This window comes from Microbacterium sp. NPDC060117 (assembly GCF_042729315.1).
Classification (GTDB): Bacteria; Actinomycetota; Actinomycetes; order Actinomycetales; family Microbacteriaceae; genus Microbacterium.
The window spans coordinates 678,787-698,295 of the sequence record NZ_JBHWXR010000003.1 but is presented as its reverse complement, the minus strand read 5'-3'; the positions used below and the strand labels follow the sequence as shown (position 1 = coordinate 698,295).

Genomic DNA, 19,509 nt, shown 5'->3' with positions numbered 1-19,509 from the left:
GCGACGCCGCGCGCCAGCGCGACAGAGACGGAACGCGGTGCTCTCACGAGGGCACCGCGCTCCGTCTCCGCGTTTCGACTCGACGTCAGCTCCCGACCCCGAGCGCGCGACGGGTCAGTGTCCCAGCAGCATCCGGAACACGAACCACGCGACGGCGACGATGCCGATCATGAGCACCGACACCCACGGGAACGCGCGCTTGAGCCGCCGCCCGCCCGGGGCGACGCCGGGCGGGGGAGCCCACGGCTGCGCGGGATCGCCGGGCGTCGGCGCCGCGAAGCCCATGCCGGATGCCGTGGCGTCTGGGGCCGGTGCACCCCCGGCCGCCGGCGCGCCGGCCAGGAATCCGAGCGAGGCCGCACCGACGACCGATGTCGACGGCACGACGGCAGGCCCCTGTCCGTCGCCGGCCGAGCGCAGCCGCTCGTCGCGCCAGCGCGCCCACTGCTGCAGCTTGGTGAGCATGGCGCCGACCGTGCCGAACATCTGCGCCCAGACAGTCGGATCCAGGGTCGTCACGGGGCGGTTCTGCGCGTACAGGAACAGCCAGTCGTCGACGATCTCGACGTCGAACGCCGAGGCGCTGTCCATGAACCGAGCCATGATGTCGGGCGTGAACAGGTACAGTGCGTCGCGCTCGTAGCCGGCCGGGCAGTACAGCGCGAAGTACTGGTCGAAGTCGCCCTCCAGCGACAGCCGCTGGTGCGCGTCGTAGGAGGCGGGCAGATTGGATCCGAAGAACCCGTTGTTGGCCTGCGCGTCGAGCACGATGTTCGGCAGCGGCACGTCGAGCCTGATCGCGATGTACCCCCAGTCGTGCGTCTGACTGTTCTTGCCCGATCCCGTGGTGTAGCGGAAGTTCGCGAACTCGACGAAGCGCGGAGCGGCTCCGCGGACGAGATCGGTGGAGACGCGACCGTGACCGAGGTCGAACAGCATGCCGGGGAGCTGCGGATCCTTGAGCTCGGGCAGGTAGGTCATCGCGTTCGCGGCGGCGAACCCGGAGAGACGGTAGCCGCGCACGAGCTGGCGGTTCCACCACGCGATCCCGCCCCACACCGCGAGCCCGACGACGACGAGCATGAGCAGCGGCAGCACCACGCCGCCGGACGAGCCCAGCATCGATGCCAGGACGACCCCGACCACGCCGAAGCCGACGAACGCGATGAACAGCGCGATCACGATGACGAGCACGATCTGCCCCACGCGCGGGCCCTGACCGCGCGCACCGGCCTCGCGGGCCCAGGCCGCCAGCCGTGCCCGATCGACCGGCTCGGTCAGTGCCCGGGCGTCGAACCCGTAGCCCGGGGTCGCAGGCGAGGGCGTCGTCACAGATTCACCTCGTCGGCGTCCCACTGCAGGCTCGCGCCCTCCGCGAGGGGCAGGGCCTCGATCCGCTCGTCCGCGCACAGCGCGGCGATGAGCGCGGCGGATCCGGCCACGACCGTGGAGTCGAAGTCGATCTCGCTGGCCAGGATCCAGGCGCGGTCGGCGGGCCAGATCAGACTCGGGTGCTGAGCCATCGGCGGGATGCCGCGTTCCTCCATTACGCGGTCGCGCCAGGGGACGAACGCGACCCAGTCCGGATCGGCGAACGCGCGGGGCGGTGCGGCGAACAGCACATGCTCCCGCTGCGGGAGCTCGAGATGCGCGCCCTCCGAGACCTCGCGGGACAGGATCCCGTCGTGCCAGACCGCCTTCTGATACGGGTTGTTGAACGGATCGTGGATGCTCTCGGCGAGCAGGGCGGCATGCGCTTCGACGGGGTCGTCGGTGGCGGTCAGGAAGACGCGGCCCGCGGGGCCGTAGCCTCCGAGCAGCCCGCCCCAGCCCGCCCAGATGCCCGCGATCCCGTCGCCCGGCGTCGTCGTGTGCGCGACCAGATGCTCGGCCACGTGCGCGAGGATCCCGGGAGGAAGGTCGCCCTCGATCGGCGCACTGAACTCCCGCCCGTCCGGGGCGTGCCGGTGTCGCCAGTCCTCGCCCGCCGGGGTGCGCACGATCCGGTTCCACTGCGCGAGAGGATGCAGCACGGTGCCGAAGGCTACGGCGGTGTCCGCCCAGGTCACGGCCTCGTCGTGGAACGAGGCGACGGTGCGGTCGAAGTCGTCGTCCGGCAGCGCCCGCAGCTCTTCGGAGGTCGGCACGACGCCGCCACCGGTGAGACTCCGCACCGAAGCCGGATGGAAGACCCTCGCGTATGCGTCGAACCCGCGTGGCACGACGCCGTGCATCGTGGCGAAGCCCGGATCCAGACGATCCCGGATCCAGCCGCCGACCTCGACGTCGTCCTCCCAGCGCATCCGCTCAGTCCTTCGTCGCGACGATCGTGAACGTGCAGGGGATCCGGTCGCGGTCCGCTTCAGGCCAGACGTATCCGCCGTCCGTGGGGAGCATCCGCGGGCTGAACCGCCACGGCAGGGTCCGGCCCTCGTCGAGGCGGCGGATCCGCAGACCGGCTCCGATGAGGGCGTTCACGACGGAGGAGAGGGGGTGCGGCCATTCGTAGGTGCGCGGATGCGCGACGGTGCCGTCTCCGGCGTACGTGCCGTCGTCATCCCAGGCGTGCGCCTCTCCGGTGTCGAAGTAGGGATAGCGCAGCACGAGCTCCTCACGGGTCTCGTCGAGCGCGTACAGCACGGGGTGCCCGTCGCGGATGTAGAACGTGCCGCCCGGCCGCAGCAGCACGGCGACCTGAGCGGCCCAGCGGTCGAGATCGGGCAACCAGCAGATGGCGCCGATGCTCGTGTAGACGAGGTCGAACTCCGCGTCGACCGCTGCGCCGGCATCGAGCACGTCGGTCTCGACCCAGTCGGCGTCGAGGCCGAGCCGCGTCGCGAGGGCGGCGGCCGCCTCCAGGGCAGGGGCGGAGAAGTCGACTCCTGTCACCCGCGCGCCGAGCCGGGCGAACGAGAGCGTGTCCGTGCCGATGTGGCACTGCAGATGGCAGAGCTCGAGGCCGTCGAAGCCCTCCGGCAGGAACGGGGCGAGGGCCGCGGCGTCCTCGCGCACCACGTCCGAGAGGTGGTCAGGATCGTCGAACGCCTGAAGGCCATAGGCCTCCGCGTGCAATGCGACGCGGTCGTCCCAGTTCTCGCGGTTGGCATCCCTCGCCGGCTCCCAGTCGATCCGCACGGGGTTCATCACGGGTTCGCTCATGCCGCCACGCTACCCGGCCCGATTCGGCCCACCCAGCCGGATCCGCTAAGCTGTTCAGGTTGCCTGGGCGAATCATGCCCCGGCACGTGCACAACACCCTCCTGCTTCCGGGAAAGTCCCGGAAGCCGTTCTAGTCCGAAGGAGGTGGGTAAGTGACGCACCAGTACGAGCTCATGGTCATTCTGACCCCCGAGCTGGACGAGCGCCAGGTTGCCCCCAACCTCGACAAGTTCCTGAAGGTCATCACCAACGATGGTGGCTCGATTGACAAGGTCGACATCTGGGGCAAGCGCCGTTTCGCCTACGAGATCAACAAGAAGACCGAGGGCATCTACGCCGTCGTGAACTTCACCGCGACCAGCGAGGCCACCAACGAGCTGGACCGCCAGCTGAACCTGTCGGAGCTCGTGTTCCGCACCAAGGTTCTGCGTGCCGAAGAGGCGCAGGCGATGGTCGCAGCCGAGGCCAAGCGCGCCGAGGAGAAGGCCGCTCGCAAGCCCAAGGCCGCGAAGGTCTAAGGATCATGGCCGGCGAGACCGTCATCACCGTGGTGGGAAACCTCACCGCCGACCCCGAGCTGCGCTACACGCAGAACGGGCTGCCGGTGGCGAACTTCACCATCGCTTCGACGCCGCGCACCTTCGACCGCCAGGCGAACGAGTGGAAGGACGGCGACGCGCTGTTCCTCCGTGCGTCCGTGTGGCGCGAGTTCGCCGAGCACGTGGCGGGATCCCTGACGAAGGGCATGCGGGTCATCGCATCCGGACGCCTGCGTCAGCGCTCCTACCAGGACAAAGAAGGCCAGAACCGCACCGCGATCGAGCTGGAGGTCGACGAGATCGGCCCCTCGCTCCGCTACGCGACCGCGCAGGTCACCCGCGCCGCCTCCAACGGCGGCGGCAACGGCGGTGGCTTCTCCGGTGGCAACAGCGGCGGTGGACGTCCGCAGCAGCAGTCCTCGAACGAGCCGTGGTCGACGCCCGGCTCCTCGAGCGCTGACGCGTGGAGCACTCCCGGCAGCTTCGGCGACGACACGCCCTTCTAAGGCCGTCGTCGGTCCCGCACAGGGGCCGGAGCACAAACAAGATTGCGGATCCTGACGGATCCGAAAACCATTTCTCGTAAGGAAGACTCATGGCTGGAAAGTCGAGCGGCGACCGCCGCAAGCCGCGGAAGGGTGGCAAGCCCACCGCTCCCGCGAAGTCCATCCGCGTGGGTGTCATCGACTACAAGGACGTCGCGACCCTCCGCAAGTTCATCTCGGAGCGTGGAAAGATCCGCGCCCGTCGTATCACCGGTGTCTCGGTGCAGGAGCAGCGTCTGATCGCCAAGGCGATCAAGAACGCTCGCGAGATGGCTCTCCTGCCCTACGCCGGCGCTGGCCGCTAAGGGGTACCGACATGGCAAAGCTGATTCTCACGAATGAGGTCGCCGGGCTCGGTAGCGCCGGTGACGTGGTCGAGGTCAAGAACGGGTACGCCCGCAACTACCTCGTGCCGCAGGGTTTCGCTGTCGCGTGGACGCGCGGTGGCGAGAAGCAGGTCGAGCAGATCCAGGCCGCCCGCAAGGCGCGCGCGATCCACGACCTCGACGACGCGGTGGCGCTGAAGAACGCCATCGAGGCCGCCAAGGTCCGCCTGGCCGTCAAGGCCGGCGCCGAGGGCCGTCTGTTCGGCTCCGTCAAGACCGCTGATGTCGCCGCTGCCGTCGAGGCTGCGGGCATCGGTGCGATCGACAAGCGCAAGGTGCACATCACCGCGCCGATCAAGTCGGTCGGCGAGCACGAGGCCACCGTTCGTCTGCACGACGACGTGACCGCCGTGATCACGCTGCAGGTCGTCGCCGCCAAGTAATCCGGCGGGCGCTGCACGCGCCGACTGCCTGTCAGGGGCCGTCTCCTTCGGGAGGCGGCCCCTTTCGCGTGCCCCGGGAGCGGTCTTCGGCGGCCCAGAAGGGACCACCGCGGATCACCGAGCTTTTCTTAATGACCAGAACCGGTTCCGCCGCGGACGCCTCAGTACATTCAACGGGTCCGGCAGGGTCGCCGGCTCCGCACACCGGCGATGGCGCCGGTGACATGTGAAAGGCATCGTCCGTGAAGATCTCGACATTCGCCAGGGCCGCGGCGGTGGGGACGGCTCTGCTCCTCGCCCTGACGGCGTGCAGCTCCCCGAAGAGCGACCAGGGCGCCTCCGCCGATTCCGGCAGCACCGCATTCACGCCGCTCACCCGGCTCGAACTGATCGCCCCGGCCGCGCCGGGAAGCGGATGGGACCAGACCGCCCGCGCCACCCAGGGCGCGCTGCAGGCCGACGAACTGGCCAAGACCGTGACGGTCAACAATGTCCCCGGCGCCTCGGGCACCGTCGCCCTCGCGCAAGTCGCGCCGAAGAAGGGCCAGAAGGACCTCATGATCATGTCGGGGCTGGCGATGATGAGCGGGGTCGTCACGAACGGCACCGCCGTGTCCCTCGACGATCTGACCCCGATCGCGCGTCTCGTCGGCGAGCACGAGGCGATCGTCGTGCCCAAGGGCTCGTCCTTCGCGAACATCGATGACCTCTTCGCAGCGATCAAGAAGGATCCCAAGTCCGTCGCGATCGCGGGCGGATCCGCCGGATCGGCCGACCATCTCTTCATCGGCCTCCTCGCGCAGCACTACGGCGTGAAGCCGTCCGACGTCAACTACGTGCCCTACTCGGGCGGCGGCGAGGCGACCACCGCTCTGCTCGGCGGCAAGGTGCAGGCGGGCATCGCCGGCACGGGCGAGTTCGCGGCGCAGATCTCCAGCGGCGAGCTGACCGGTCTGCTCGTCTCCTCGCTCAAGAACGACGGCGACCTGACCTTCGTCCAGGCGGCGGGGGAGATCGATCCCGAGCTCGAGTTCGCCAACTGGCGATCCGTGATGGCCCCCGGCGGCATCGACAAGAAGCTGAGCGCGCAATACCTCAGCGCACTGGACAAGATGCACGAGGGCGACGCCTGGAAGGCAGAGCTGAAGAAGAACGGCTGGATCGACAACTACATCGCCGGCGACGAGTTCGCGAGCTGGCTGAAGGACGAGAACAAGCGGGTCACGAGCGTCCTGAAGGATCTGGGGCTCGCGAAGTAGACACCACCATCGGGGAGGGGAGGCGGCGTGCCTTCCCTCCCCGCAACGTTTTGCGCACCCGAGCGGGTGCACACGAGAAGGAGTTCCCGATGAGCGAGGAAACCTCGCCCGTGGTCCTCGATGACGAGGACGAGGGCGCGCGCAGCGCCGAGAAAGCCGCATCTGCGGCGACCGGCCCGGGGCGCGGCGAGTGGGTCATCGCCGTGGCCGTGTTCGTGCTGGGCGGCATCGTCCTGTTCGACGGGCTCAGTCAGCGTCAGTCGACCTCGGCGTCCGGGATCGGCGCCGGTTTCATGCCCATCGTCGTGGGCAGCGTGCTGCTCGTGCTCGCGGCTGTCCTGGCCGTGCAACTCGGACGGGGCAGGCACGGTGAGCCGGAACAGGCGGAAGGCGATGTCGATGTCACCCGCACCCACTGGGTGGCGCTGGGCGTCGCGGCCGCCGGGCTGCTGTTCTTCCTGTTCACCGTGGAGCCGCTCGGCTTCATCCCCGCGACCACGGTCATGTTCTTCCTGATCTCGCTCGCGATGGGTTCCCGGCGGTATCTGATCGCGTTCGTGATCGCGCTCGCGACCGCGTGCGTGATCTTCTTCGCCTTCACGAAGCTGCTCTCGATCGATCTGCCCGCGGGCGTTCTGGAAGGGATCGTCTGATGCCCGGCCTCGAAGGACTCATGCACGGGTTCGAGCTGGCGTTCCAGCCGCAGAACCTGATCTTCGCGCTCATCGGCACGATCGTCGGCACGCTCGTGGGCGTGCTGCCGGGCATCGGGCCCGCCCTCACCATCGCCCTGCTGCTTCCGCTCACCTACTCCGTGGACCCGTCGGCCGCGTTCATCATGTTCGCCGGCATCTACTACGGGGCGATGTACGGCGGTTCGACCACCGCCATCCTGTTGAAGACCCCCGGGGAATCGGGATCGGTCATCACCGCGATCGACGGCAACAGGATGGCGCGCATGGGGAGGGGCGCCACGGCGCTCGCGACCGCGGCGATCGGCTCCTTCGTCGCCGGCACCATAGCCACGATGCTGGTCGCGTTCTTCGCCCCATGGATCGTCGACGTCGCGGTGCAGCTGGGCCCGCAGGACTACCTGGCGCTCATGGTGGTCGCCTTCCTCACGGTGAGCGCGCTGGTCGGCAGCTCGCCTTTGCGGGGACTCATCTCGATGTCGGTGGGGCTCGCGATCTCGCTGGTCGGCATCGACTTCCAGAGCGGACAGCAGCGCCTGACCTTCGGCCTCCTGCCGCTTCTCGACGGGATCGACACGGTCGTGCTGATCGTCGCGCTGTTCGCGATCGGCGAGCTGTTCTACGTGGTCGCCCATCAGTCGACGCTGCTCTTCAAGGTCATGCCGTTCTCGGGGCGCTGGATGAACCGGGAGGACTGGCGGCGCTCGTGGAAGCCGTGGCTGCGCGGCACGGCGATCGGGTTCCCTCTCGGCGTCATCCCCGCCGGTGGATCCGAGATCCCGACCTTCCTGTCGTACACGCTCGAGCGCCGGCTGTCGAAGCGGCCCCAGGAGTTCGGGCACGGGGCGATCGAGGGCGTCGCAGGGCCGGAAGCGGCGAACAACGCGAATGCCGCGGGCACCATGGTGCCGCTGCTCACGCTCGGTATTCCGACCTCGGCGACCGCCGCGGTGATCCTCGTCGCGTTCCAGCAGTACGGGATCCAGACCGGACCCCAGCTGCTGGAGACCAATGGCCCCCTGGTGTGGAGCCTCATCGCGAGCCTCGTGGTGGCCAATGCCATCCTGCTGCTACTGAACCTCCCCCTCGTGGGGCTGTGGGTCAAGCTGCTGAAGATCCCGAAGCCGTACATGTTCGCTGGCATCGCGACCTTCGCCGTCCTCGGCGCCTATGCGGCAGGTGGGTCGACCTTCGATGTGGGCCTGCTGCTCGTGCTGGGCGTTCTCGGATACGTCATGCGCCGTTTCGGGTACCCGGTCTCGCCTCTCATCGTGGGGGCGATCCTCGGTCCGATCGCCGAAGTGCAGTTCCGTCGTGCGCTCGACATCGCGGGCGGCGACCCCGCGACGCTGGTCTCGACGCCCTTCACCTGGGCGATCTACGGCACGCTGGCGCTGGTGTTCATCCTCACATTCGCGCTGCGCCGCCGACCCTCGAAGCGAGACGTCCTGGTCGAGGTGGGTGCACTGCCGACCTCCCTCGTTCCGACGATCGAGGCGCCGGAGCGCGCGTCGGGCGACGAGCGGGCTCCGAAGCGGGAGGCGGCCGGCACGCAGAGCGACCCGGGGTGAGTGTCGCGCAGGGCACGCGCGGCGCCTACCCGGAGGCTGTTGCATCCGGAGGGCGCCGACCCGGCGCGTGGGAGACTGTTGCGGTGCGTCGTCCGATGTCGTTGAGCACGCAGCTGCTGGTGCTGCAGATCGCGATCGTGCTGGTCATCGTCGCGGGCACGGGCGCGGTCGCCGCCTTCCTGGCCGCTCAGGCGAACCGGGACGCCTACCGGGATCGCATGGTCGCCATCGCCCAGTCGGTCGCCGGCCTGCCGACCGTGGTCGAGGCGCTGCTGGCGCAGGATCCCGAGGGCCAGATCCAGCCGATCTCGGAAGCCGTGCGGAAGTCCTCCGGCCTCAGTTACGTCGTCGTGACCGACGACCACGGCATCCGCTACTCGCATCCGAATCCGGAGCGCATCGGGGAGAAGGTCTCCACCGATCCCTCGGTCGCCCTCTCCGGAAAGGTGCAGATCGAGACCCAGACCGGCACGCTGGGGGAGTCCTGGCGGGTGAAGGTGCCGATCCACGGACCCGACGAGCGGGTGATCGGGATCGTCTCGGTCGGGATCTTCGAGACGGATCTCCAGGCCCAGTTCGTCGATGATCTGCCCGGGCTCATCATCGCGCCCATCGCGGCCGCCGTGATCGGAGTGATCGGCTCGGTCTGGATCGGCGGGCTGCTGCGCCGGCGCATCTACGGTCTCGAATCGGAGGAGATCCGCACGATGCTGGACACCCGGGAGGCCATGCTGCACGGCATCCAGGAGGGCTTCATCGCCGTCGATGCGGACGGCCGTCTCGTCGTCGTCAACGACGCAGCGGCTCGACTCCTCGGTGTGGAATCGGAAGAGATCCTCGGCAGGGACGCTGCGGAGGTGCTCGACGAGGAGCTGGCGCAGTTCCTGCTCTCCGGAGAGACCGGAGAGACCCCCGTGCTGTCGGGTGAGCGCGTGCTCGTGGTGCATGGCGCGGCGGCCCGCGTGAAGGATCGCGATGTCGGCCACATCGCGATGCTGCGCGACCGGACCGAGCTGGAGGAGACGCTGCGCGACCTGCGCGGTGCGCGCAGCCTCGCCGACGACCTGCGTGCGCAGTCCCACGACTTCTCCAACACCCTGCAGGTGCTCAGCGGCCTGCTCGAGACGGACCAGACCGACGCGGCGCTGTCCTTCATCCACCGCGTCGGGGGCGGGGGATCCCTGCCGACCGGACAGCTGCTTCACGGCATCGACGACATCGAGGTCTCGGCGCTCGTTCTGGCCAAGTCCGCGCGTGCCCAGGAACTCGGGATCGAACTGATCGTGGACCCCGAGTCGCACCTGCGCGAGGTCGAGCAGGACGACGACCTGCTGACGATCGTCGGGAACCTGCTCGACAACGCGATCGAAGCCCTCGGATCACGAGGAGGGCAGGTGGTGCTGCTCATCAGGGACGACGTCCTGCCGGATCGCATCACCGTGAGCGTCGACGACGACGGTCCCGGAGTCCCCGCGCACCTGCGCGAGGCCGTCTTCGAGATCGACGTCTCGGACAAGGGCTCCGTTCCGCGCAAGGAACGGCGCGGGATCGGCCTCACCATCGTCAAGCGCGTGGCGCAGCGGCTGGGGGGCACCGCGACCGCGGAGGCCTCGGCATCGGGCGGCGCGCGCTTCGTGGTGGATGTGCCGTGGCCGTTCGAGGCGAAGGACCCGCGATGAGCCCCGCGCGGGTCGTGATCGTCGAGGACGATCGGCTGCTCGCCGGCCTCAACGCCAAGCTCGTCGGGGAACTCCCCGACTTCGAGGTGGTCGCCGTGGCCCACACCGCGTCGGCCGGACTCCGGGAGATCGAGCACCACCGCCCCGAGCTGCTGCTGCTCGACGTCTACCTGCCCGACCTGAACGGTCTCGAGCTGCTGAGGCGACTGCGGACGATGCGCACCGACGTCGAGGTGATCGCCGTGACTGCCGCGCGCGACCTCGAGACGGTGCGCCGCGCGCGGATGCTGGGCGTCCGGCACTACCTGGTCAAGCCGTTCACGAAGGCCGATCTGCATCGCCGGCTGAACGAGGTGCAGCGCGCGCTCGACATGACGGAGGGGAACGCGGATCTGGACCAGCGGGCGGTCGATCTCATGCTCGGCGGTGGATCGGATGAGGCCGCCGTCGCGCCCAAGAATCTCTCGGCCTCGAGCCTGCATCGGGTCGCGGAGCTTCTCGAAGGGGCAGCCGGTGACATGTCATCGGCGGAGATCGCGGATGCGCTGGGGATGTCGAGGGTGAGCGCGCGCCGCTACCTCGATCACCTCGCCACGATCGGGCGGGCGGAGGTCGCACCCCGTTACGGCACGGTGGGACGCCCGGAGAACCGTTACCGCGCGTCCCGCCGCTGAGCAGCGTCGCAGTCGGTGCCGCCGACGCGGTTCTCCCCGCTCTCGGCGCGGCGCAGCTCCAGCCCCTGGGCGACCGCGGTTCGTCACCGCCGTGCGCGTCTCCTGACCGGCGCTCCGGGCACGCCCGTCGGGGGCCGTCTCCTCCAGGGGAGACGACCCCCTTCTCACGCCGGTCGGCCGAAGCTGGGGACGAGGCCGTTCCGGCGGGGTCCGACGGTGCGGCGTGCACCCTCCCTCGGGCGCCGCACTGCCGAACCGGTCATCGGGTGAGCGCGCGCCGGGTGAGGATCCCGCCTCCGATCATCGCGAGCAGCAGCGCCACCAGGATCAGCGGCGTCGGGGACGCTCCGCCCGTCTGCGCGAGATGCGGCCCGCTCTGCGCACCTCCCAGGTTCGACACCGGAACCGACGCGGCTCCGTGACCGCCGGGGGTGCCGGGGGTTCCCGGTGTGCCAGGCGTTCCCGGTGTGCCGGGAGTTCCGGGGGTGCCGGGGGTGCCGGGGGTTCCCGGTGTGCCAGGCGTTCCCGGTGTGCCGGGAGTTCCCGGGGTTCCCGTGGTCGTGGTGCTGGTGCCGCCGACCGCGATCGCGTTGCCCCCGATCGTGATCGGAGCCGTCACCGGCAGCAGGATCTGGGTGCCGCCGAGGAGGGATCCGATCCCCGACGTCGTCGGGCCGGTTCCGACCGGGGTGCCGCCGCCTGCCACGGGAGAGGCTCCCGTCGTGATGGCGGAGCTGCGGCCGAGGATGGCGACGGCGTTGCCGAGGGCGGTGACCGGCGCGGTGACCGGGGCGACGACCTGCGTGCCGCCGAGGATCGCGTCGTCTCCGCTGGTGCTCGGACCGGCGCCGGCGGGCGGAGTGCCGGCGGGCGGCGTCGTACCGGTGGCCGCCGGGGCGGTCATGGCGGTGCTGTCGCCCAGCACGCTCACGGCATTGCCGGTGATCGTGATCGGCACGCTCACGGGGGTGACCGCCTGGGTGCCCGAGAGCAGCCCGTCATCACCGCTGGTGGTCGCCGTGGGTGCCTGCGTCGTCGCTGGGGGAGCGGCAGGGGGCGCGGTCGCCGTGCTGTCGGACTCGCCGAGGACGCTGATGGCGTTGTCCGCCACGGTGATCGGAATGTCCACGGGGACGACCGCCTGCGTGCCGGATCCGATCCCGTCGTCACCGGAGGTCGTGGCCGGTGCCGGATCGGGCGCGGGCGCGGAGGCCGGGGCTGGACCGGACGCGGTGGAGACCCCGAGGATCGAGATCGCGTTGCCGGTCACGGTGATGGGGACCGAGATCGGCGCGATGATCTGTGTGCCGGATCCGATCCCGTCGTCTCCGGAGGTGCTGTCGGCCGCGTTCGCGGCCGAGGCGCCGAGCAGGGTGATCCCGCCGGCGATGAGCGTGCCCCAGAGGGCATGCTTCACGAAAGTGCGCATAGTGTTTCTCTCCTGACGTCGAATCGATGGGTGAACGCGCGGGAACGCGCGTCGGCTCCTGCCCGTGATGGGCAGCCCGGATCGACTCAGTCGGGAGAGACGTCGGTGGGATACACCGGAGAAGAGGGCAGCGCGTCGTCGGCAGCGGTGCCGGTCGGCGCGCCGAGGGACGGTGTCGCTGTCTGAAGCGTCGAGAACGTCGCGAACCAGGACGTCGAGCCCGCGCCGGACCCGGCGGAGGACGAGGACGACCCCGCGCCCGTCGCCCAGGGACCGGGCGCCCCCGAGGGCGTCGGCGCAGATGGGAGCGGAGGCGCCGGATCGCCCGCCCCGGTGCGCGAATCGGTGAGGTGGACGACGACGCCGGGGGAACGGTCGTGGATCCGCAAGGGCGGACCGGCCGCGGATCCCGGGACCGCGCCCGGCCCGGGAAGGCGCGGTTCCGCCCCGCGGGAGCCGATGCCGCCCGTGCCGCCCGCGCTGCCCGCGCCCGCCGGGGGGACCACGACCGGATCCGAGGGACCGGCGCCGCCCAGCACGGGATTCAGCGCGCGCGCGACGCTGTCGAGAGCGCCGTTGAGCCGGGCGAGCAGGGCGGGGTCGCCGAGTCGCGCCGTCGCGTCACCGACGATCGGAACGGACACCAGGGTGTCGGCGAGCGGGTCTGTGAGAGACGCCGGCGACGACGATGCGAGCGCCGAGGAGACGGGAGCGAGCGCCTCGGGGACGACGCTCGAAACGGAGCCGACGGCATCTGTGACCGCAGTCGTGACCGGATCAGCGACAGCAGAAGCCGGCGTGACGGCGTCGATGACGGGCTGAGCCGCATCCGGGACGCCGGCCGAGGCCGCACCCACGGCGCCTGACACGATCGGGGCGGTCTGCTGGACGGCGCTCTGCATCGGCGCGACGATCGCGTCCACGGTGCCGGCGACGGCGGACGTCGTGTCGCCGACGGTCGAGACGACCGCGGAGGTCGTGTTCCCGAGGAGTTCGCCCGCGCCGCCGAGCAGGCCGCCGGAGTCATCCGCATGGGCGGGCGAGGAGCCGAGGATCACGGAGAGCGCCGCCCAGCCCAGGGCGAGACAGGCGCCCGAGAGCAGGCCGACACGGAGCCGGTGACCGCTCGAAACGGTCACGTCCACGGTCACCTCCCCCAAGAGCCCCAGTGACGTCGCGAAGGCGACGTTCGCTTGGCGCTGACTGTACGCCGGGCGGCGGCGCACGTCCAGGGGTGTCGGCACTCTCCCGCGGCGGCGCGGACGAGCGCGCTACTGTCGAGGCGGGAGGGGAGCATGAGCACGGAGGGTGGAGGCGCGATCCCGTATCCGCTGCCTCGCAACTGGCGGGACAGGGGGATGGGGCCGCTGCCCGTCACCGCGGTGGTGATCATGGCAGCCGTCGCGGCAGGCCTGCTGACGTTCGGCGCCCTGCACGCGCTGGGCGGCGACGTGCTGGGCGCGATCCTGGCGACCGTGTTCTACGGCGCCCTCATGGCCGGGTTCTCGGTCGCTCGCGAGGGAGGCCGGCGGCGGATCAGAGGCCCCGTGCTGATGAATGCGGTCGCCCTCACACGAGCGGACTCGGCCCCACCGGACTCCTGGGTGCACTTCTTCCGCGAGGGGCTCGCCTCGTGGGCGCTCGGCTGGGGGCTGCTGCTCGGCGGGGCCGGATCCGTCGTCCTGCTGGCGATGGCGGGCATGCGCGCGGTCGCCGTCGACGCCGGCGGATGGCTGCTGCTCATCGTCCCGCTCGGGCTGTGCGTAGGCATCCTCGTGCTGTGCGGGGTGATCGCGCTGATCATCGCATTCCGCAGCGCCTCGTTCGCACGCATCCCGATCGGGCTCTCGATCGGGTGCAGCGGCGTCTCCCGGTACTATCTCGACGCGATCGAATCGGTCCGCTGGGAGGACATCCGCTCGATCACCGCCGTGGCCCGCGAGGAGGATGACACGGAGGGATCCCGGAGCGTCCTGATCGAACGCGAGGGCAGGGATCCGTGGCGGATCGGGGTGGACGAGTATCCGACGCCGCCCTGGGTGATCTACGCAGCGCTGCGGTTCTGGCTCGAGCACCCGGCGGACCGGGGCGAGCTCAGCAGCACGTTCGCACAGCGACGCATCCAGGAGTGGTGCGCGGCGGCGCAGGATCCTGATGCGCGGCGCGCGGCCTCCGAGATCTCCCGGGGTGAGAGTTAGGCTCCGGGCATGCGCCGCGCGATCCGATTCTGCGTCCTCGGCAGCACGGCAGCCGTGCTGCTCACCGGCTGCACAGCGTTGCCGATCTCCGCCCCCGCCCTCACCCATGAGGTCGTGTTGAGTGCGCCAGCCGGCACGGCCGACGCCGTCGCGGCCCAACTGGGGCACCGTCTCGACGTCGCGGAGATCACCGAGCGTCGCATCGTCACCGCGGGCGACACGGTGACCGTGCGCTACAACCCCCCGCAGAAGGCCGGCAAGGACGTCGAGGTCAGGGAGGAACTGTTCCGGGCCCCGGGCGCCTTCGGGATCCGCCCTGTCACCGCAGTCGGGACGGACGCTGCCGCAGTGACCGAGTGCGGGAAGGACGACGCCGCCTGCACGGTGACGACGGACGATCACGAGGTGCTCGAACTGGGTCCGGCGGGCGTCACGGAGAAGGATCTCCGGACGGTGAAGGCCGTGAACGTGCAGAACCAATGGGGACTGCAGGTCGACTTCACCAAGCCCGGTGCCGACGCGTTCGCGACCCTCTCCGGGCAGGCCGCGTGCGAGCAGGATCCCGAGCTCAAGCGCATGGCGATACTCCTGGACGGGAAGCTCCTCGCGGCTCCGACCCTCCAGCTGGAGTGCGGACAGTCCCTCTCGGACTCGGTCCAGATCTCCGGAGGTTTCGACCGCGACAAGGCGGCGCAGTACTCCGCACTGATGGGCACGTCGCTGCCGGACGGCGTGGAGATCGTGTCGTCGAAGCCGTAGCCGGTGCCGGCACCGTCCCACTGCGCACAACGGCGCGGCGACGACTCCATCCGATGCTCCTTCGAGCGGCGCCACACCCGCCGAATGGCCGACTTGACAAACAGGTGCGGGCGTGGGTGTTGTCCCCAAGTTGTGCACATCCGACGATCGCGGCACGAACCTTAAAGAAGCGGTTTAAGCAGAATTCCGTCCACAGGGTGGGGAAAAGGAAAATCGCAGATCAAGCAAAATAAAAAAGTCTCCGCGCCGAACGTTCCCCACAGTTATCCCCAGGCGTTCTGCACAGACACTCCGGAGTTACCCGCAATCTCTCCACACAGTTATCCACAGGCCGTCGAACGCTGCCGGTAGCGTTGTCGAGCATCCCGATGTCGGACCCTGGTGGTGTGCTTTGTGCGGCGGGATGATCATCCCGCCCGAGGCGCGGATCCGACGGTGATGTGCACGGCAATCGGTGGAGGAAGAGGGGGCGCGCGTGTCGATCGCGGACATCGCGGAGGAGCGGCTCGGTTCGGGACGCGGGCCTGAGCGGACCCCGCCGCACGACCTCATGGCCGAGCAGAGCACCCTCGGCGGCATGCTGCTGTCGAAGGATGCGGTCGCCGACGTCATCGAGTCGCTGCGCGGGGCCGATTTCTACATCCCCAAGCACGAGCTGATCTTCGACGCGATCCTCTCGCTGTACTCGCACGGCGAGCCGACCGACGTCATCGCCGTCACCGACGAGCTGATCAAGACCGGCAACCTGTCGCGCGCGGGCGGGGCCGACTATCTGCATTCACTGACGTCGATCGTGCCCACCGCCGCGAACGCCGGCTTCTACGCGGGGATCGTGCAGGAGCGAGCGCTCCTGCGCAAGCTCGTCGACGCGGGCACCCGCATCGTGCAGATGGGCTACGACGGACAGGGTGACGCCACCGACCTCGTCAACAGCGCCCAGGCCGAGATCTACGCGGTCACCGGCACCGAGCAGGCCGAGGACTACGTGCCGCTCACCGTGGCCGTCGACGCGGCGGTCGAGGAGATGGAGGCGGCGAGCGGTCGCGACGGATCCATGACGGGCGTGCCGACGGGATTCCGCGAACTCGACGAGCTCACCAACGGCCTGCACGGCGGACAGATGATCGTCGTCGCCGCCCGTCCCGCGATGGGAAAGTCGACGCTCGCGCTCGACTTCGCCCGCGCGGCCTCGATCGGGCACAACCAGCCCTCCATCTTCTTCTCGCTCGAGATGGGCAAGGCGGAGATCGCCATGCGCCTGCTCAGCGCCGAGGGCGCCGTGCCCCTGCAGAACCTCCGCAAGGGAACGCTGGACCAGCGCGACTGGACGACTGTCGCCTCGACGCGCGGGCGCATCAACGACGCACCGCTCTACATCGACGACAGCCCCAACATGACGCTCGTCGAGATCCGCGCGAAATGCCGCCGGCTCAAGCAGCGCGTCGGTTTGAGGATGGTCGTCATCGACTACCTGCAGCTGATGACGAGCGGCAAGAAGGTCGAGTCGCGTCAGCAGGAGGTCTCGGAGTTCTCCCGCGCCCTGAAGCTGCTCGCGAAGGAGCTGCAGGTTCCCGTGATCGCGCTCTCGCAGCTGAACCGTGGCTCCGAGCAGCGGCAGGACAAGAAGCCCGCGATCAGCGACCTGCGCGAGTCGGGCTCGATCGAGCAGGATGCCGACATGGTGATCCTGCTGCACCGCGACTCGGTCTACGACAAGGATGTCCGCCCCGGCGAGGCCGACCTCATCGTGGCCAAGCACCGTAACGGTCCGACCGCGACGATCCAGGTCGCCTTCCAGGGCCACTTCTCGCGCTTCGCGGACATGGCCAGCGACTTCCAGGGCGGCGGGGACTTCAACTAGGTTCCGTCCGATTCGGAGGTGTTCCGGCGTCGTCTTGGCTCACACGCCGATCGGCATGACGCCGTCTCGCGCGGGCTGCGACCCGGCGCGGATCCATCGGGCTTGACGATGCATTTCGTCCTCGCGAGGATTCCAGCATGGAACGGGACAGCCACCAGGACGAGGCCGAGAGATTCGCCGCGCTCTTCATGGAGACGTATCTGTCCTTTCACCGCAGGACAGGACCGAGGAGTGCACTCTCGGGTCCGTCGCGGGCCGTCCTGCTGCATCTGGCGGCGACCGGGCCGGTCACGATCGGGGAGGCCGCGCAGCACCTGAAGCGCACGCAGTCCGTCGTCAGCGAGATCGTCACCCGCCTCGAACGACGCGGCCTGCTCGAGCGGGAATCGGATCCGGACGACCGTCGACGCACCTTCGTCTGGCTCACGGCGGAGGGCATCCGCTGCGTCCACGAGGAGCAGCAGGTGCTCGACGTCAACAGGCTGCGGGATGCGTTCTCGCGCATCCCGGCCGACCAGACGGACGCGATGCTCGAAGGGCTCTCCGAGCTCGTCGGTCCGCGGACCTCACGAAGATCACCTCGAAAGGATGAATGATGAACACCGAATCCGTGCACTGCGAAAGCTGCGGAATGCCGATCGAGACGGGTCGGTACTGCGAGCACTGCGCCGACGCCTCGGGCAACCTGATGTCGTTCGACGAGCGGTTCGCGCGCATGGTGTCGTGGCAGGCGCGGCGGAACCCCGGCGCGTCACGCGACCAGCTCGAGCGCGAGACCTTGGACTACATGGCGACGATGCCGGCCTGGCGGGATCACCCGCGCGTCGTCGCCCGCGGTTGAGCACCGCTGATTCCGACCTGCCGGCACCGGCGCGGCACGAATCCGTCCGAGGGGTCTTCGACCGAGCCGGCGATCGGCGTCGACCGCCCGTCGGCCGCCGCCCTGTTCGCCAGGAACGGCGGCCGACGAACGATCCCGTCAGAGGAGCTGGTTGATCTGGAGCGTGCCGCCCCGCGAGACGAAGGGGTGCGATGCGAGCACGCCCCGCACCTCGTCCACGGTGTCTGCCTCGAGGATCGAGTACCCGCTGAACGCCGGCGCGGGGGCCGGATCCCGCGCTGCGACATCGCCCACGTGGCTGACCGGCGCGCCCGGATCGACCACCACCGGCCCTGCGTGAGCGAGCCAGGAGCCGAAGGCGGCACGAGCGGCTTCCATCTGCGCCGGATCCGGGTGGCCCATCCCTGCGTACGTGACCAGGAACCTCGCCATCGTCACTCCATCCCAGGGATGCTGAGCAGCTCGAGGGCCTCGATCGTGCCTCCCCAGGCGAGGTGCGGGTGGCCCTCGAAGAGCGCCGTGAGGGAGTCGGGCGATTCCGCCTCGATGATCGAGTAGCCGCCGATGAACGTCGTGGCGCCCGGATCCGCCCCACTGACGGTCTGCGTCGGCGAACCGAGGTCGACGATGGCGTCGCCGGTTCGCTGCGCCCAGTCCATCCATGCCTTCATGCCCTCGGCGGCAGCCGCAGGGTCCTGATCCTGCATCTGCTCCGCGGCGGAGACCCCCGACCGGTACAGCACAAGGTACTTGCTCATTTCGCATCCATTCCTGGTTCGCGGCACGGAGCTCCGCGCCGACGGATGGGCCGCGCGCCTTCATCGGCCGCTAGCATTAGAACTATACGATTCATATAGTTTCTACGAAGGGGCTGAGAAGTGACGTCTCGGAGCTACCGCGAGCTGTGCCCGATCGCGCGGACGTCGGATCTGCTCGGGGAGCGATGGACCGTGCTGATCGTCCGTGAGCTCCTGCTCGGACCCAAGCGCTTCTCGGACTTCCGCGAACGGCTCCCCTCGATGGGCACCAACCGACTCTCCGAACGGCTCACCACGCTGTGCGACGCGGGCGTCATCGAGCGCCTCGGCCGCACCGAGGGGTACGCACTGACGCCCTGGGGGGAGGGACTGCGGCCGATCCTGTTCGACATCGTCCGCTGGGGCTTCCCGCTTCTTCTGCAGCGAGAAGAGGGCGAGACGTCGCGCGCGGAGATCATCACGTTGGGGCTCACCGCGCTCCTCCCATCGGCGGCGGAAGCGGCCGGAGTCCGGGAGACCTACGCGTTCTCGATCGACGACGAGCGCTTCCACGTCGTGTTCGAGGAGGGCCGGTACCGCGCGGCGTCCGGGTTCCCGGATGCGCCCGCGGATGGCATGGTCACCGGATCGATCGCGGCCTTCCTCGGCACGGTGATGGGCGGGGAGGATGGGGCGGAGCAGCTGCGGATCGTCGCCGATCCGGCGGCGCACGACCGGATCCTCGCGCTTCTGAGCGCACCGGCCGCGCTAGCGGCCGCGCATGCGTAGGGTGATGC

The 19,509-nt window shown here is 69.6% G+C and carries 22 protein-coding genes; 15 read left to right on the top strand and 7 right to left on the bottom strand.

What is annotated here, in order from left to right:
* Positions 1-114: 114 nt before the first annotated feature.
* From ACFWCK_RS14985 to ACFWCK_RS14975, 3 genes are read right to left on the bottom strand one after another with little or no spacing between them, the layout of a single operon-like run.
* Entirely contained in the window at positions 115-1,332 is a 1,218-nt protein-coding gene (locus tag ACFWCK_RS14985) for a hypothetical protein (RefSeq protein ID WP_378806620.1), read from the bottom strand.
* Positions 1,329-2,303, bottom strand: coding sequence for a hypothetical protein (locus tag ACFWCK_RS14980; protein WP_378806619.1), 975 nt, complete (start codon positions 2,301-2,303; stop codon positions 1,329-1,331). Before ACFWCK_RS14980 ends, ACFWCK_RS14985 begins: the two co-directional genes overlap by 4 nt.
* Before the next feature lie 4 nt (positions 2,304-2,307).
* Positions 2,308-3,159 (bottom strand): class I SAM-dependent methyltransferase, encoded by an 852-nt coding sequence (locus ACFWCK_RS14975; RefSeq protein WP_378806618.1) that lies wholly within the window; start codon positions 3,157-3,159, stop codon positions 2,308-2,310.
* Positions 3,160-3,311: 152 nt separating this feature from the next.
* On the opposite strand from ACFWCK_RS14975, the gene rpsF reads away from it, so the two are divergent.
* The 9 genes from rpsF to ACFWCK_RS14930 all read left to right on the top strand — a co-directional run bounded on the left by rpsF (position 3,312) and on the right by ACFWCK_RS14930 (position 10,887).
* On the top strand, positions 3,312-3,677 hold the full coding sequence (gene rpsF, locus ACFWCK_RS14970) for a 30S ribosomal protein S6 (protein WP_233310867.1): 366 nt from the start codon (positions 3,312-3,314) through the stop codon (positions 3,675-3,677).
* A 5-nt stretch (positions 3,678-3,682) separates the two neighbouring features.
* Positions 3,683-4,204: a single-stranded DNA-binding protein gene (locus ACFWCK_RS14965; protein WP_378806617.1), complete on the top strand. Its 522-nt coding sequence runs from the start codon at positions 3,683-3,685 to the stop codon at positions 4,202-4,204.
* An 89-nt stretch (positions 4,205-4,293) separates the two neighbouring features.
* Complete coding sequence (gene rpsR / locus ACFWCK_RS14960; protein ID WP_071641238.1) at positions 4,294-4,548, top strand: 30S ribosomal protein S18; 255 nt, start codon at positions 4,294-4,296, stop codon at positions 4,546-4,548.
* Between the two features lie 11 nt (positions 4,549-4,559).
* Positions 4,560-5,012, top strand: a complete 453-nt coding sequence (rplI, locus tag ACFWCK_RS14955) for a 50S ribosomal protein L9 (protein WP_233310869.1) — start codon at positions 4,560-4,562, stop codon at positions 5,010-5,012.
* A gap of 242 nt (positions 5,013-5,254) precedes the next feature.
* A complete protein-coding gene (locus ACFWCK_RS14950) occupies positions 5,255-6,271 on the top strand; it encodes a Bug family tripartite tricarboxylate transporter substrate binding protein (protein ID WP_378806616.1) in 1,017 nt (338 codons plus the stop codon).
* Positions 6,272-6,360: 89 nt separating this feature from the next.
* Positions 6,361-6,924: a tripartite tricarboxylate transporter TctB family protein gene (locus tag ACFWCK_RS14945; RefSeq protein ID WP_378806615.1), complete on the top strand. Its 564-nt coding sequence runs from the start codon at positions 6,361-6,363 to the stop codon at positions 6,922-6,924.
* A complete protein-coding gene (locus ACFWCK_RS14940) occupies positions 6,924-8,534 on the top strand; it encodes a tripartite tricarboxylate transporter permease (protein WP_378806613.1) in 1,611 nt (536 codons plus the stop codon). Before ACFWCK_RS14945 ends, ACFWCK_RS14940 begins: the two co-directional genes overlap by 1 nt.
* Before the next feature lie 95 nt (positions 8,535-8,629).
* The gene (locus ACFWCK_RS14935) at positions 8,630-10,213 is read left to right on the top strand and encodes an ATP-binding protein (protein WP_378806612.1); all 1,584 of its coding nucleotides are present in this window, start codon (positions 8,630-8,632) and stop codon (positions 10,211-10,213) included.
* Positions 10,210-10,887 carry a response regulator gene (locus ACFWCK_RS14930; protein WP_378806610.1) on the top strand — a complete coding sequence of 226 codons (678 nt, stop codon included), beginning with the start codon at positions 10,210-10,212 and terminating at the stop codon, positions 10,885-10,887. Before ACFWCK_RS14935 ends, ACFWCK_RS14930 begins: the two co-directional genes overlap by 4 nt.
* Before the next feature lie 259 nt (positions 10,888-11,146).
* Here ACFWCK_RS14930 and ACFWCK_RS14925 read toward each other — a convergent pair whose 3' ends face one another.
* Both ACFWCK_RS14925 and ACFWCK_RS14920 read right to left on the bottom strand, forming a co-directional pair.
* On the bottom strand, positions 11,147-12,316 hold the full coding sequence (locus ACFWCK_RS14925; protein ID WP_378806609.1) for a chaplin family protein: 1,170 nt from the start codon (positions 12,314-12,316) through the stop codon (positions 11,147-11,149).
* Positions 12,317-12,402: 86 nt separating this feature from the next.
* The gene (locus tag ACFWCK_RS14920) at positions 12,403-13,461 is read right to left on the bottom strand and encodes a hypothetical protein (protein ID WP_378806608.1); all 1,059 of its coding nucleotides are present in this window, start codon (positions 13,459-13,461) and stop codon (positions 12,403-12,405) included.
* A 150-nt stretch (positions 13,462-13,611) separates the two neighbouring features.
* Between ACFWCK_RS14920 and ACFWCK_RS14915 the strand changes: the two genes are divergently transcribed.
* The 5 genes from ACFWCK_RS14915 to ACFWCK_RS14895 all read left to right on the top strand — a co-directional run bounded on the left by ACFWCK_RS14915 (position 13,612) and on the right by ACFWCK_RS14895 (position 17,975).
* A complete protein-coding gene (locus ACFWCK_RS14915; protein WP_378806607.1) occupies positions 13,612-14,514 on the top strand; it encodes a hypothetical protein in 903 nt (300 codons plus the stop codon).
* Positions 14,515-14,523: 9 nt separating this feature from the next.
* Positions 14,524-15,273 (top strand): hypothetical protein, encoded by a 750-nt coding sequence (locus ACFWCK_RS14910; protein ID WP_378806605.1) that lies wholly within the window; start codon positions 14,524-14,526, stop codon positions 15,271-15,273.
* Positions 15,274-15,748: 475 nt separating this feature from the next.
* Positions 15,749-17,134, top strand: coding sequence for a replicative DNA helicase (gene dnaB, locus ACFWCK_RS14905; RefSeq protein ID WP_233310879.1), 1,386 nt, complete (start codon positions 15,749-15,751; stop codon positions 17,132-17,134).
* 137 nt (positions 17,135-17,271) lie between these two features.
* Positions 17,272-17,730, top strand: a complete 459-nt coding sequence (locus ACFWCK_RS14900; RefSeq protein WP_378806604.1) for a MarR family winged helix-turn-helix transcriptional regulator — start codon at positions 17,272-17,274, stop codon at positions 17,728-17,730.
* Entirely contained in the window at positions 17,730-17,975 is a 246-nt protein-coding gene (locus ACFWCK_RS14895) for a hypothetical protein (RefSeq protein WP_233310881.1), read from the top strand. Before ACFWCK_RS14900 ends, ACFWCK_RS14895 begins: the two co-directional genes overlap by 1 nt.
* Before the next feature lie 138 nt (positions 17,976-18,113).
* Here the strand turns inward: ACFWCK_RS14895 and ACFWCK_RS14890 are convergent, their stop codons facing one another.
* Both ACFWCK_RS14890 and ACFWCK_RS14885 read right to left on the bottom strand, forming a co-directional pair.
* Entirely contained in the window at positions 18,114-18,407 is a 294-nt protein-coding gene (locus ACFWCK_RS14890) for a hypothetical protein (RefSeq protein WP_378806603.1), read from the bottom strand.
* 2 nt (positions 18,408-18,409) lie between these two features.
* Positions 18,410-18,733: a YciI family protein gene (locus tag ACFWCK_RS14885; protein ID WP_378806602.1), complete on the bottom strand. Its 324-nt coding sequence runs from the start codon at positions 18,731-18,733 to the stop codon at positions 18,410-18,412.
* A 120-nt stretch (positions 18,734-18,853) separates the two neighbouring features.
* Between ACFWCK_RS14885 and ACFWCK_RS14880 the strand changes: the two genes are divergently transcribed.
* Positions 18,854-19,501: a winged helix-turn-helix transcriptional regulator gene (locus ACFWCK_RS14880; protein ID WP_378806601.1), complete on the top strand. Its 648-nt coding sequence runs from the start codon at positions 18,854-18,856 to the stop codon at positions 19,499-19,501.
* Positions 19,502-19,509: the final 8 nt, after the last annotated feature.